Source organism: Pseudomonas reactans, assembly GCF_013385825.1.
GTDB lineage: Bacteria > Pseudomonadota > Gammaproteobacteria > Pseudomonadales > Pseudomonadaceae > Aquipseudomonas > Aquipseudomonas reactans.
This window is the reverse complement of record NZ_JACAPG010000018.1, coordinates 345,627-359,738: the sequence shown is the minus strand read 5'-3', so window position 1 is coordinate 359,738 and position 14,112 is coordinate 345,627. Positions and strand designations below refer to the sequence as shown.

At 59.1% G+C, this 14,112-nt stretch carries 10 protein-coding genes; 5 read left to right on the top strand and 5 right to left on the bottom strand.

Annotation, left to right across the window (positions count from 1 at the left end; translation table 11 throughout):
- The first annotated feature begins 131 nt into the window (after positions 1-131).
- The 5 genes from pgi (at position 132) to HX868_RS21985 (ending at position 8,805) form a co-directional block, all read left to right on the top strand.
- Positions 132-1,796 carry a glucose-6-phosphate isomerase gene (gene pgi, locus HX868_RS22005; protein WP_177004343.1) on the top strand — a complete coding sequence of 555 codons (1,665 nt, stop codon included), beginning with the start codon at positions 132-134 and terminating at the stop codon, positions 1,794-1,796.
- Between the two features lie 105 nt (positions 1,797-1,901).
- Positions 1,902-3,839, top strand: a complete 1,938-nt coding sequence (gene acs / locus HX868_RS22000) for an acetate--CoA ligase (protein WP_177004342.1) — start codon at positions 1,902-1,904, stop codon at positions 3,837-3,839.
- Between the two features lie 16 nt (positions 3,840-3,855).
- Positions 3,856-4,725: an oxygenase MpaB family protein gene (locus tag HX868_RS21995; RefSeq protein WP_177004341.1), complete on the top strand. Its 870-nt coding sequence runs from the start codon at positions 3,856-3,858 to the stop codon at positions 4,723-4,725.
- Positions 4,726-4,782: 57 nt separating this feature from the next.
- Positions 4,783-5,799 carry a class I SAM-dependent rRNA methyltransferase gene (locus tag HX868_RS21990; RefSeq protein ID WP_177004340.1) on the top strand — a complete coding sequence of 339 codons (1,017 nt, stop codon included), beginning with the start codon at positions 4,783-4,785 and terminating at the stop codon, positions 5,797-5,799.
- Positions 5,800-5,886: 87 nt separating this feature from the next.
- The gene (locus HX868_RS21985) at positions 5,887-8,805 is read left to right on the top strand and encodes a DUF748 domain-containing protein (RefSeq protein WP_177004339.1); all 2,919 of its coding nucleotides are present in this window, start codon (positions 5,887-5,889) and stop codon (positions 8,803-8,805) included.
- A gap of 246 nt (positions 8,806-9,051) precedes the next feature.
- Here HX868_RS21985 and HX868_RS21980 read toward each other — a convergent pair whose 3' ends face one another.
- The 5 genes from HX868_RS21980 to rbfA form a co-directional block, all read right to left on the bottom strand.
- Positions 9,052-9,672 carry a BON domain-containing protein gene (locus tag HX868_RS21980; RefSeq protein WP_016976827.1) on the bottom strand — a complete coding sequence of 207 codons (621 nt, stop codon included), beginning with the start codon at positions 9,670-9,672 and terminating at the stop codon, positions 9,052-9,054.
- Between the two features lie 295 nt (positions 9,673-9,967).
- Complete coding sequence (pnp, locus tag HX868_RS21975; protein WP_016976826.1) at positions 9,968-12,073, bottom strand: polyribonucleotide nucleotidyltransferase; 2,106 nt, start codon at positions 12,071-12,073, stop codon at positions 9,968-9,970.
- A 195-nt stretch (positions 12,074-12,268) separates the two neighbouring features.
- Positions 12,269-12,538, bottom strand: coding sequence for a 30S ribosomal protein S15 (gene rpsO, locus HX868_RS21970; RefSeq protein WP_003177875.1), 270 nt, complete (start codon positions 12,536-12,538; stop codon positions 12,269-12,271).
- 115 nt (positions 12,539-12,653) lie between these two features.
- Entirely contained in the window at positions 12,654-13,571 is a 918-nt protein-coding gene (gene truB, locus HX868_RS21965; protein ID WP_003235022.1) for a tRNA pseudouridine(55) synthase TruB, read from the bottom strand.
- A gap of 3 nt (positions 13,572-13,574) precedes the next feature.
- Entirely contained in the window at positions 13,575-13,970 is a 396-nt protein-coding gene (gene rbfA / locus HX868_RS21960; protein WP_016973761.1) for a 30S ribosome-binding factor RbfA, read from the bottom strand.
- Positions 13,971-14,112: the final 142 nt, after the last annotated feature.

Below are 14,112 nucleotides of genomic sequence, written 5' to 3'. Positions count from 1 at the left end.
GCTAGGTTTAATGTAATCGCCCTGCGCTATGGTTAGCGCTGTCCGGAACCCAATGCTTGATCAAAGACTGGACGTTCCGGACTTAGAAGTGTCCTAAAGGCAGTCCCCGTAATAAAAGGAAACCCGCAGCGATGGCGTACTACCGCACTCCTCATGACGTTACCGCTCTGCCCGCCTGGCAAGCGCTCAATCAACATCGCCAAGCCATGCAGGATTTCAGCATGCGCGAAGCGTTCAATGCCGATCCTCAGCGTTTTTCCCAGTTCACCCTGAGCAGCTGCGGACTTTTCCTCGATTACTCGAAAAACCTGATCACCAGCGAAACCCGTGACCTGCTCGTAGGCCTGGCCAAAGAAGTCGGCCTGAAAGACGCGATCAACTCGCTGTACGCCGGCGAGCCGGTCAACTCCTCCGAAGGCCGCCCGGCCCTGCACACCGCACTGCGTCGCCCGGTGGGCGACAAGCTGTCGGTGAACGGCGTGAACATCATGCCGGACGTGCACAAGGTGCTGAACCAGATCACCGACCTGGTCGGCCGCATTCACGACGGCCTGTGGCGTGGCTACACCGAGAAGCCGATCACCGACGTGGTGAACATCGGTATTGGTGGCTCGTTCCTCGGCCCGGAGCTGGTCTCCGAAGCGCTGTTGTCCTACGCCCACAAAGGCGTGCGTTGCCACTACCTGGCGAACATCGACGGCAGCGAGTTCCACGAGCTGACCATGAAGCTGCGCGCTGAGACCACCTTGTTCATCGTCTCGTCGAAATCCTTCAACACCCTGGAAACCCTGAAAAACGCCCAGGCCGCCCGCGCCTGGTACCTGGCCCAGGGTGGCTCGGAAGCCGAGCTGTACCGCCACTTCATCGCCGTATCGAGCAACAACGCGGCGGCGGTGGCCTTTGGTATCCGCGAAGAAAACATCTTCCCGATGTGGGACTGGGTCGGCGGTCGTTACTCACTGTGGTCGGCCATCGGCTTGCCCATCGCCCTGGCGATCGGCATGTCCAACTTCAAGGAACTGCTGTCCGGTGCCTACACCATGGACCAGCATTTCCAGAACGCCCCATTCGAACAGAACATGCCGGTGCTGCTGGGTCTGCTGGGCGTGTGGTACGGCAACTTCTGGGGCGCGCAGAGCCATGCGATCCTGCCGTACGACCACTACCTGCGTAACATCACCAAACACTTGCAACAGTTGGACATGGAATCCAATGGCAAGAGCGTGCGCCAGGACGGTACACCCGTCGCCACGGATACCGGCCCAGTGATCTGGGGTGGCGTAGGTTGCAACGGCCAGCACGCTTACCACCAGTTACTGCACCAGGGGACCCAACTGATCCCGGCCGACTTTATCGTGCCGATCGTCAGCTTCAACCCGGTGTCCGACCACCATCAGTGGCTGTACGCCAACTGCCTGTCCCAGAGTCAGGCGCTGATGCTCGGCAAGACCCGCGCCGAAGCCGAAGCCGAGCTGCGCGACAAGGGCATCCCGGAAGACGAAGTGCAGAAGCTGGCACCGCACAAGGTGATCCCGGGCAACCGTCCGAGCAACACCATTGTGGTTGAGCGCATCAGCCCGCGTCGCTTGGGCGCTCTGGTTGCCATGTATGAGCACAAAGTGTTCGTGCAGAGCGTGATCTGGGGTATCAACGCCTTCGACCAATGGGGTGTGGAACTGGGTAAAGAGCTGGGCAAGGGCGTCTACAACCGCCTGACCGGCGCCGAGGAAACCCTGGCCGACGATGCGTCGACCCAGGGCCTGATCAACTACTTCCGCGGTCGTCACCGCGGCTGATCCAGGTATGGCAGGGCCAACGTCCGTTTGGACGTTGGCCTTGAACCCTCCCCTTGCAGGGTGCATCTTTATCACTTGTGGCCAAAACAAGAATAAGGATCGCTCATGTTCGATATCAGCACGTTCCCCACCGCCGATGCCGTCCGCCGGGCTGCGCAACTCAGTCAAGAGGACTATCAGCGCCTCTACCGCCAATCCATCGAACAGCCGGACACCTTCTGGGCTGAACAGGCCAAAGGCTTTCTCGACTGGATCACCCCGTGGCACACCGTTCAAAGCTCAGACATCAAGACGGGCGCAGCCCAGTGGTTTGCCGGCGGCCAACTGAACGTCAGCTACAACTGCATCGACCGTCACCTGTCGCAACGCGCCGATCAGCCGGCCTTCATCTGGGAAGGCGATGATCCGACAAAATCTTCCAACATCACCTACCGCCAACTGCACCAGAACGTCAGTCGCCTGGCCAATGTGCTGAAGAGCCGTGGTGTGAAAAAAGGCGATCGGGTGTGCATCTACATGCCGATGATCCCGGAAGCGGCCTACGCCATGCTCGCGTGTACGCGGATTGGCGCGGTGCATTCCGTGGTGTTTGGCGGCTTCTCGCCGGACGCCTTGCGTGACCGTATTCTCGACGCCGACTGCCGCACGGTGATCACCGCTGACGAAGGCGTGCGCGGTGGAAAGCCGGTGGCGCTGAAACAGAATGTCGACAAAGCCCTGACCAGTTGCCCGAATGTGAGCACGGTGCTGGTGGTGGAGCGCACCGGAGCGACCGTTAACTGGAGCGAAGGCCGCGATCTCAAGTATCAACAAGCCCTGGATGCGGCCAGTAGCGACTGCCCGCCCGAGCCAATGGACGCCGAAGACCCGCTGTTCATCCTCTACACCTCCGGCAGCACCGGCAAACCCAAGGGCGTGCTACACACCACCGGCGGCTACCTGCTGCAAGCCGCGATGACCTTCAAATACGTGCTCGACTACCGCGAGGGCGAGGTGTTCTGGTGCACCGCCGATGTGGGCTGGGTCACCGGCCACAGTTACATCGTGTACGGCCCGCTGGCCAATGGTGCGACGTCGCTGATGTTCGAAGGCGTGCCGAGCTACCCGGACAGCTCGCGCTTCTGGCAGGTGATCGACAAGCATAAGGTCAACATCTTCTACACCGCGCCCACCGCCTTGCGTGCTCTGATGCGTGAGGGTCACGGCCCGCTAGAGAACACCTCGCGCGCGAGCCTGCGCCTGCTGGGCAGTGTTGGCGAACCGATCAACCCGGAAGCCTGGGACTGGTACTTCAATGCCGTCGGCGAACAACGCTGCCCGATCGTGGACACCTGGTGGCAGACCGAGACCGGCGGCATCATGCTCAGCCCCCTGGTCAGCGCGCAGCGCATCAAGCCCGGCTGCGCGACCCAGCCGATGTTTGGCGTACAGCCCGTGTTGCTTGACGAACAGGGCAAGGAATTCAGTGGGGCCGGCAGCGGCGTACTGGCGATCAAAGCGAGCTGGCCCGGACAGATCCGCAGCGTGTACGGCGATCCGCAGCGCATGATCGACACCTATTTCAAACCCTACCCCGGCTACTACTTCACCGGAGACGGCGCACGGCGCGATGAAGACGGCGACTACTGGATCACCGGGCGCATCGACGATGTGATCAACGTGTCCGGCCACCGCATCGGCACCGCAGAGGTGGAAAGCGCGCTGGTGCTGCATGATCTGGTGGCCGAGGCCGCCGTGGTGGGCTACCCCCATGACGTTAAAGGCCAGGGCATCTATGCGTTTGTCACGCCCATGAATGGGGTGGAACCCGATGACGCGCTGAAAAAACACCTGCTGGAGCTGGTCAGCAAGGAAATCGGCAGCTTTGCCAAGCCGGAACTGATCCAATGGGCCCCAGCCTTGCCGAAAACCCGCTCCGGCAAGATCATGCGCAGGATTTTGCGCAAGATCGCCTGCAACGAACTCGACAGCCTCGGTGACACCTCGACCCTGGCCGACCCGAGCGTGGTGGATGGCCTGATCGATAAACGCCTGAACCGATAGGAACCTCTGAGTCGCCATGGAATTTATCCGCAGCCGTATCGAAAACCAGTTGATGAGCCTGACTGGCCTGTCGCTGGGCCAATTGGACCTGGAAAACCCCAAGGGCGACCCCGGTCTGTTCGGGCCCGATTCGGTGAGCTGGCAAGTCCATGGCGACTTCAGCAGCATGCTTATCGGCGGTATCAGCGCCTTGATGCTGCAAGCCTTGCACCCATTGGCCCTGGCGGGCGTGTGGGACCATTCAAATTTTCGTCAGGACATGCTCGGGCGGTTGCGGCGCACCTCGCAGTTCATCTCGGGCACGACGTTTGGTTCGCGCAAAGACGCCGAATGGCTGATCGAAAAAGTCCGCACCATTCACCTGCAGGTCGTCGGCCATGCTCCGGACGGGCGACCTTATGCGGCCAGCGACCCGGAGTTGCTGACCTGGGTGCATGTGGCCGAGGTCAGTAACTTCCTCGCCGCTCACCTGCGCTATCGCAACCCGAATCTATCCGGTCGAGACCAGGACCGTTACTACAGTGAAATTGCCTTGGTCGCCGAACAGTTGGGCGCGCGGCATGTTCCGCGTTCTCGGCAGGAAATCTCGGATTATCTGGCACGCATCCGCCCACAATTACTGTGCGACGATCGCAGCCGCGAAGTACTGCGCTTACTGCTTGACGCGCCCTCCCCCAGCCTGCTGGCCAAGCCCTTTGGCAGCCTGATGATGCAGGCCGGGATCGACCTGCTGCCGGATTGGGCCAGCGCCATGCTCGACCAGCACCAGAGCCCGCTGCAACGCCAGATGATCCGTGCCGGGGTCAAGCGCAGTGCGCCGATGCTACGTTGGGCGATGCGCAACGGTTCGGTGCAACGCGCCCATCGGCGGATGGGGTTGATGTAGGCGACAGCGCATAGCTGTTAAACTTCGCGCCCTCATTTCCCCAGCAAGGCGCGCTCCATGTCTCCTCTGAATCAGGCGCTGCGCGCCGCCCTCGATCATCGCCAAGACCTGATCCATGAGCTGCACGCCCAAGGCACCGACTGCTATCGCCTGTTCCATGGCAGCCAGGAAGGCGCCGGCGGCCTGACCATCGACCGCTACGGCCCGCAATTGCTGGTGCAGAGCTTCCACCAATCCCTGGAAACCGCAGAGTTGCTGGACCTGTATCAACAGGTCAACCAGTCCATGGGACTGGAGTTATTGCTGGTGTACAACGACCGTTCCCGGGGCAATTCGCGCATCGACCGTGAAGACACGGTTTATCGTGCCGAGCCTGCTGCGCTGGAAGACCTGATCGGCCACGAGTGGGGCCTCAATTACCGCGTGCGCGGGCGCCATGCCGGGCAGGACCCGCTGCTGTTCCTGGATTTGCGTAACACCCGTGGCTGGGTCAAGGCCCACAGCGCCGGCAAAAGCGTGCTGAATCTGTTCGCGTATACCTGCGGCGTCGGCCTGAGCGCAGCCGCCGGTGGTGCGCGTGAGGTGTGTAACCTGGACTTTGCCGAGGGCAACCTGGCGGTAGGTCGCGAAAACGGTTTGCTGAACCCGCAATTGCCGACCATGGAATTCGTCCAGTCCGACTACTTCCCGGCCATTCGCCAATTGGCTGGCCTGCCGATCACCCAACGACGCGGGCAAAAGCTGCCGAGTTACCCGCGTCTGGAACAACGTCAATACGACTTGGTGCTGCTCGACCCGCCAGCCTGGGCCAAGAGTGCTTTCGGCACCGTCGACCTGCTGCGCGATTACCAGAGCCTGCTCAAGCCCGCACTGCTGGCCACCGCCGACAATGGCGTGTTGATCTGCTGCAACAACCTGGCGAAAGTCAGCATGGAGGACTGGCGCGAACAGGTGCTGCGTTGCGCGGAAAAGGCCGGACGCCCCGTACGAGACTGGAAAATCATGACGCCAGGCGCGGACTTTCCCTCACAGGATCAACAACCCCCGCTGAAAACCCTGATACTGCAACTGTAAGACGTTTCCCAAAGGACCCGTTCTTCGGAACCGAAAACCCGTGCCATACTCCAAGGCACTCCTGTTTGACATAGATGGCGCCGCCCCATGCCCAAAGGATTGATTCGCGCCGCTGGCGCCTTGTTGATTGCCCTTGCCCTGTACAGCTTGCTGGGTTTCCTGATTCTCCCTGGTGTCGCGCTGCGCATTGCCAACCAGCAACTGGCCAATTACGCCACGGTGCCGGCGCGGATCGAGCGGATCGAGCTCAACCCGTTCAGCCTGGAAGTAACGGCATGGGGGCTGAAAATCGGTGAACCCGGCAAGGAACAGGTGGGTTTCGAGCGCCTCTACGCCAACCTGCAGATCGACAGCCTCTGGACACGCGCCCTGCATCTTGCGGATGTACAGCTGGACAAACCCAAGACCGAGCTGTTGTTCGACAAGTCCGGCCAGTTGAACCTCGCGCAGTTGTTCAAGCTGCCGCCCAGCGAGCCCACCCCGACCGATCCGAATGCCAAGCCGTTTCCGCTGCGCATCGACAGCATCAAGCTGGCCGGCGGCTATGTGCATTTTGAAGACTTGCGCCCCAGCGAACCCATCGAATTCCTTTACGACAAGCTCGACTTCGAGCTGAAAAACCTCAGTACCCTGCCTGAAGACAACGCCGACATGACGTTGGTAGCGGCCGGGCCTGCTGGCGGGCAGATCGACTGGAAAGGTAATTTCAGCCTGGTGCCGATCACCTCCGAAGGCACGTTGAAAGTCACCGATGGCAAGATGAAAGCCTGGTGGCCCTACGTACGCGACGCCCTGCCATTGGTGCTGGAAGACGGTGTGCTCAACTTCAGCACCGAGTACAAGTTCAGCCTGGCCAAAGAGACTGAACTGAACCTGACCAACACCGCCGCGAGCATTGCGCCATTTGCCATCAAGGCACCGGATGGTCGCCCACTGGTGCGCCTGGAACGCCTGGATGTCAGCGAGACCACGGTGGATCTGGCCAAGCAGCAAGTGGTGGTAGGCAAGATCCGCAGCAACAAACTGGAAACCTGGGCGGCACTTGAGTCCGACGGGCAACTGGACTGGCAAAAACTATTCGCCAGCCAGCCGAGCAAACCGGCCAAGGCACCTGAACCTGCCACCGCACCAGCCACCGCCGACTCGCCAAAGGCTGAACCCACGGCGCCAAGCAAACCCTGGCAAGTGCTGCTCAAGGACGTGCAACTGCGTAACTATCAGGTGCACTTGGCTGATCGCCAGGCCAAGCCTGCGGTCGCGCTGGAAGTCGGCCCGCTGAATGTCGATGTGCAGAATTTCGACAGCCTCAACCAGAGCCCCTTCACGCTGAAAGTCGACACCGGCCTGGGCAAGCAAGGCAAGGTCCAGGCAACGGGCGAGGTCAACCTCAACCCGGTCAGCGCCAAGCTGAAAGTGAATACCCAGGACATTGATCTGCGGGTCGCCCAGTCCTATATCAGCCCGTTCATCCGTCTGGAACTGCGTAGCGGTATGCTCGGCAGCAATCTCGATGTGAACCTGAAAAGCACTGATCCTTTGAAGCTCCAGGTCACAGGCAGAGCGCAGGTCGACCAGTTGCACACCCTGGACACCCTCAAGACCCGCGACTTCCTCAAATGGCAGCGCCTGGTGCTAGAAGGCGTGAACTATCAGCACGGTGACAGCCTGTCGATCGACAAGGTCAACCTGCTGCAGCCGTACGCACGTTTCATGATCAACGATGACCGCACCACTAACGTGGATGACCTGTTGATCCCGCAACCCGCCGACAAAACACCCAAGCCCGCCAGCAAGGAAAAACCCTTGGGCATTCGTATCGGCCAGATTGCGATCAATGACGGTTCGGCCAACTTTGCCGACTTCAGCCTCACACCCAACTTCGCCACGGCGATTCAACAGCTCAACGGGCAGATCGGCACCATCGACAGTCGCCAGGCCAAACCGGCCAGCGTCGATATCAAGGGTAAGGTGGATCGTTATGCGCCGGTGACCATCAAGGGCAGCGTGAACCCGTTCGACCCGATGGCGGCGTTGGATATTGCAACCAGCTTCAAACGCGTAGAACTCACCACACTCACGCCTTACTCTGGCAAGTTCGCCGGTTTCCGTATCCGCAAGGGACGGCTGAACCTCGATCTGCACTACGTGATCACCAAGGGCCAGCTAAAGGCCGAGAACAAAGTGGTGGTCGAGCAATTGCAACTAGGCGAGAAAGTTGACAGCGCCGATGCCGTGGACTTGCCGATTCGCCTGGCAATTGCGTTGCTCAAGGACACTGACGGCAAAATCTCGATCGAACTGCCGGTGACAGGTGATCTGAATAACCCGCAGTTCAGTGTGATGCCGATTGTCTGGCAGACCCTGCGAAACCTGGTGGTGCGTGCAGCGACGGCGCCGTTCAAGTTTATCGGTGGGCTGGTGACGGGCGGCGGCTCGGAAGACCTCGGCAATGTATCGTTCGCCGCCGGTTCCAGCGAACTGAACAAGGATGCTGAGGGCGCCCTGAACACCTTGGCCAAAGCACTGAAAGAACGCCCTACCCTGCGCCTGGAGATCGAAGGCACAGCGGCAGCCAGCAGCGATGGACCTTTCCTTGCCGCTCAGCGACTGGAACGTGAATACCAGTACAACTACTACAAGATTCTTCAACGTCGTGGCGACAAGGTTCCAGCTCAGGCGTCCCTGCTTGTCGTGCCCGAAAAGGAAAAAGCGCCGTTGCTGGAAGGCATCTACCGAACTCGCCTGAAACAGCAACCGCCGGCCGAATGGAAGGACCTGAGCAGCGATGATCGTAGCGCCAAACTTCGTGACGGCGTGATCAAGTTCTGGAGTGGCAGCGACGTGCTGCTGCGCCAACTCGGCCAGGACCGCGCCAGCACCATCAAGGACTACCTGGTGGACAAAGGTCAGTTGGAAGATGATCGGGTGTATTTCATTGATGCCAACTTGGGCCAGGCCGAGAAGGATGGTCGGGTAGTGACGCCGATGCATCTGGACGCCGAATAACAACCCTTGTAGGAGCTGGCTTGCCGGCGATGCGACCTTGAAACCAGTGATGGACCCAAGGGCCTAATCGCCGGCAAGCCGGCTCCTACAATTATTGCCGCCCAAAATAGAACAGGCCCCGACACAAGTGCCGGGGCCTGTAATGACCACATCCGTGTGGTCGGTCGCATGAACTCCAGAGGTGCATCAGGTGGATATCTAGCTCACCCTAAGCCGCCGCCATTCAGTTCAGACGAAACGGGTGCGTTACTCTGCTTTCAGGCCGTCGGCCGATACAGCTTTAACGCCTTTGATTTTCTTGGTGATGTTCACCGCGGTGGTTTTCTGGGCTTCGGTCACGGCAGTGGCCGACGACAGGGAAACAACACCTTTGTTGGTTTCGACTTTGATGTCGGTGCCAGGAATGCCTTTCTCGGTTACCAGATCAGCTTTGACTTTGGTGGTGATCCAGGTATCGGAAGTCGACTCTTTAGCGCTAGCAGCTGCGCCCTTGGTTTTATCGATACCGTCAGCTTTGGTAGCGCCGCCAGCCAGCAGGCCATCAGCAGAAACAGCAGTGACACCTTTGATTTTCTTGGTGATGGCTACAGCGGTCGCTTTTTGCGAGTCCGAAATAGCGACTTCGGAGGACAGGGAAACCACGCCTTTGTTGGTTTCTACCTTGATGTCCGAACCAGGAATACCTTTCTCGGTCAGCAGGTCAGCTTTCACTTTGGTGGTGATCCAGGTATCCGAGGTGGACTCTTTAGCCTTGGTCACTTCACCGGCCGCCAGCGTCATAGGGGCTTGGGAAGTCTGAGCAAAGGCTACGTTAGCACCCATGGCCAGGGTCAGAGCGGTAGCAGTAGCGAGAGCGAACTTCTTCATACGAGTAACTCCTGTTTTATTAAAAGTCTGCAGTACGTAAACCTTGATGCTGCAGCGTTAACAGGGTTATTGCAGGCAGTGTGCCAAGTCTGAACAGCCAATAAAATCCATATAAAACAATAACTTATAAAAACAACGAATTTCCGAAATCGTGCAAGTTGCATGAATGCCATCGTGTCTGCATGCAAGTTGCGGCTTTTGTCTTCAGCTAAACGGCTGATTTCCCGGCATTTTCCAACGCCCATAAAAAAAGGACTCCGAGGAGTCCCTTTTTTAGCTGAAAGCTCGGGGGTGATTAAACGCCCGAAGCCTTGGCTGCTGCTACGTCCTTGATGGACAGCTTGATACGGCCGCGGTTGTCCACGTCCAGTACCAGCACTTCCACTTCCTGGCCTTCCTTCAGGATGTCGGTCACTTTCTCAACGCGAGCGTCGCTCAGCATGGAGATATGAACCAGACCGTCCTTGCCCGGCAGGATGTTGACGAATGCGCCGAAGTCGACGATGCGCTCAACCTTACCGACGTAGATCTTGCCGATCTCGGCCTCAGCAGTGATGCCCAGGACGCGCTGACGTGCTGCTTCAGCCGCTTCCTTGGTTTCGCCGAAGATCTTGATCGAGCCATCGTCTTCGATGTCGATCGAAGCCTTGGTCTCTTCACAGATCGCACGGATAGTCGCGCCGCCTTTACCGATGACATCACGGATTTTGTCGGTGTCGATTTTCATCGCGATCATGGTCGGAGCATTTTCCGACAGTTCGGTGCGGGACTGACCAATGATCTGGTTCATCTGACCGAGGATGTTCAGGCGCGCTTCCAGGGCTTGGCCCAGGGCGATTTCCATGATTTCTTCGGTGATGCCCTTGATCTTGATGTCCATCTGCAGCGCGGTAACACCTTTAGCGGTACCGGCTACTTTGAAGTCCATGTCGCCCAGGTGGTCTTCGTCACCCAGGATGTCGGTCAGGATGGCGAACTTCTCGCCTTCTTTAACCAGGCCCATGGCGATACCGGCAACCGGCGCCTTCATCGGCACACCTGCGTCCATCAGCGCCAGGGAAGCACCGCAAACGGAAGCCATGGAGCTGGAACCGTTGGACTCGGTGATTTCCGACACAACACGGATGGTGTACGGGAACACGTCAGCGGCAGGCAGCATGGCAGCGATCGAGCGACGGGCCAGACGGCCGTGACCGATTTCGCGACGACCAGCGCCACCCATGCGACCACACTCGCCCACCGAGAACGGAGGGAAGTTGTAGTGCAGCATGAACGGGTCTTTTTTCTCGCCTTCCAGGGTGTCCAGCAGTTGTGCGTCACGGGCGGTGCCCAGGGTCGCGACTACCAGAGCCTGGGTTTCACCACGGGTGAACAGCGCCGAACCGTGAGTCTTCGGCAGAACGCCGACTTCGATGTTCAGCGGGCGTACGGTGCGAGTGTCGCGACCGTCGATACGTGGCTTGCCGTTAACGATGTTTTCGCGAACGGTGCGGTATTCGATTTCACCGAAAGCCGCTTTCACATCGCTGGAGGAAGGCTGGCCTTCTTCACCGGACAGCTTGGCCACAACCTGGTCCTTCAACTCGCCCAGGCGAGCGTAACGGTCGGCCTTGACGGTGATGGTGTAGGCGTCGGAGATGGCAGCGCCGAACTCGGAGCGGATAGCGCCCAGCAGCTCGGTGGCTTCGGCTTGTGGAGCCCAGGTCCAGGTTGGCTTGGCAGCTTCGGCAGCCAGCTCGGTGACGGCCTTGATGACAGCCTGGAACTCGTCGTGGGCGAACAATACGGCACCCAGCATCTGGTCTTCGGTCAGCTCTTTGGCTTCCGATTCAACCATCAACACGGCTTCCGAGGTACCAGCAACGACCATGTCCAGGCTCGACGCTTTCTGTTGCTCGTAAGTCGGGTTCAGCAGGTAGCCGGTGCTTTCGTGGAAAGCAACGCGTGCTGCGCCGATCGGGCCATCGAAAGGAATGCCGGAGATGGCCAGGGCAGCCGAAGTACCGATCATCGCAGCGATGTCCGGATCGGTCTTTTTGCTGGTGGAAACGACGGTGCAGACAACCTGCACTTCGTTCATGAAGCCTTCTGGGAACAGCGGACGGATCGGACGGTCGATCAGTCGGGAAGTCAGGGTTTCTTTCTCGGAAGGACGGCCTTCGCGCTTGAAGAAACCGCCAGGGATCTTACCGGCAGCGTAAGTCTTTTCCTGGTAGTGAACGGACAGAGGGAAGAAGCCTTTGCTCGGGTCAGCGGTCTTGGCGCCAACTACGGTCACCAGAACGGTAACGTCGTCGTCAACGGTAACCAGCACTGCGCCGGAGGCTTGACGGGCGATACGGCCTGTCTCGAGGGTAACGGTCGACTGACCGAACTGGAATTTTTTGATAACCGGGTTCACGGTGTCCTACCTTCTTTGTGGCTCTTGGGGGAACTTGTCTTCTTGCGAAATTCTTGGGCAATGTCGGGAATCGGCCCGAACCTGGTCCAGGGTAAAACGTGTGTCCAGATAAAACTTGAGGCTGGGAGCCTACCATGCGCCAGCGGGAATCCCACTGACACACGGCAGACAACCAACCTCTAGCGCAATCGCTTATTAGCGACGCAGACCCAGGCGACCGATCAGAGTCTGATAACGACCCAGATCCTTGCCTTTCAGGTAGTCCAGCAGCTTACGGCGCTGGTTTACCATGCGGATCAGACCACGACGGGAGTGGTGATCTTTACCGTTGGCCTTGAAGTGACCTTGCAGCTTGTTGATGTTGTGGGTCAGCAGTGCAACTTGCACTTCTGGCGAACCAGTGTCACCAACAGCTTGCTGATAGTCAGCAACGATTTGTGCTTTTTCTTGAACGTCGAGAGCCATGAGGCAATCCTTTTTTCAGGAAACCACCCAAAGGGCAGTTTCAACAGGCCAGGGACAAATCCCTGTATCTAAAAATGAGTGTTGACCGTGCCTGTTAACAGCCACACTCGTCCGGTCATTCTGACCGAATCAGTCGACGTGGCGCGATGCGCCCGTCTTCGCTCACTTCACCGATACCGATGAAGCGACCGTTATGATCCTGTACCCGCACCATGCCGAACTTCGGGGCATCCGGGGCACGTACCGGCTGGCCGTTGAGCCAGTAGAACGCGCTGTGCTCCGAAAAGTGCAGCAATGGCCAATCCAGCAAACCGCTGTCCGATGGCATCAGGAAGCGATCAACCGCTTCGTTGCCGCCTTCGGCGTGTACGGCTTCCAACTCTTCCAGCGTGACCGTCTGGGCCAGGCTGAAAGGGCCAGCCTGGGTGCGTCGCAGTTCTGCAACGTATGCACCGCAACCGAGCTGCTCACCGATATCTTCCACGAGGGTACGGATATAGGTGCCTTTGCTGCAGTCCACGGCCAGGCGGGCAGTGTCGCCTTCACAGGCGAGCAATTCCAAGCGCGCAATAGTAACAGAACGCGGTTCGCGCTCCACTACTTCGCCCGCACGTGCCAGCTTGTAAAGAGGCTGGCCATCACGCTTGAGCGCCGAGTACATCGGCGGTATCTGACTGATTTGCCCACGAAAACCGGGTAAAGCCGCTTCAATATCTGCACGACCAACGGTCACATCGCGAACCTGCAGAACATCACCTTCGGCGTCGGCCGTGGTGGTGGTCTTGCCCAATTGCATCAGGGTTTCGTAACCCTTGTCGGAATCGAGCAGGTATTGCGAAAACTTGGTGGCCTCGCCAAAGCACAAAGGCAGTACACCGGTGGCCAAAGGATCGAGGCTGCCGGTATGCCCGGCCTTTTCGGCGTTGAGCAGCCAGCGGACCTTCTGCAACGCGGCATTGGAGGTAAAGCCAATGGGCTTGTCGAGCAGGATTATGCCGCTGACGTTGCGACGGATACGTTTGACCTGAGCCACCGCTTACTCCTTGGCGTCTTCAGGTGTGGACGGGTGCTGGCTGTCTTCAGCCACGGCGCGCTCGATCAGTGCCGACAGGTGCGCACCCCGCACGACGCTTTCGTCGTAGTGGAAGTGCAACTGAGGAACACTGCGCAGCTTCATTTCACGGGCCAACTGCATGCGCAGGAAACCTGCGGCCGAGTTGAGCACCTTGATGCTTTGTGCGATTTCTTCGCTGCTGTCCTGCCCCATCACGGTGATGAAGATCTTGGCGTGACCCACGTCACGGCTCACTTCTACGGCGGTGATGGTGACCAGGCCAACGCGAGGGTCTTTGACTTCGCGACGGATCAGTTGGGCCAGCTCGCGCTGCATCTGATCGCCGATACGCTGGGTACGGCTGTATTCTTTTGCCATGTCTTGTTACCTGTTACTGCCACACGGTGAAACCCGTGGGGTCTGAAAGCGGCAAACGCCCGGCCTGACAAAAGCCAGACCGGGCGTTGCGTTTAGAGTCCGTACGCTGCGCGGGGCATTTGCATGCCCACACGCGGCGTGG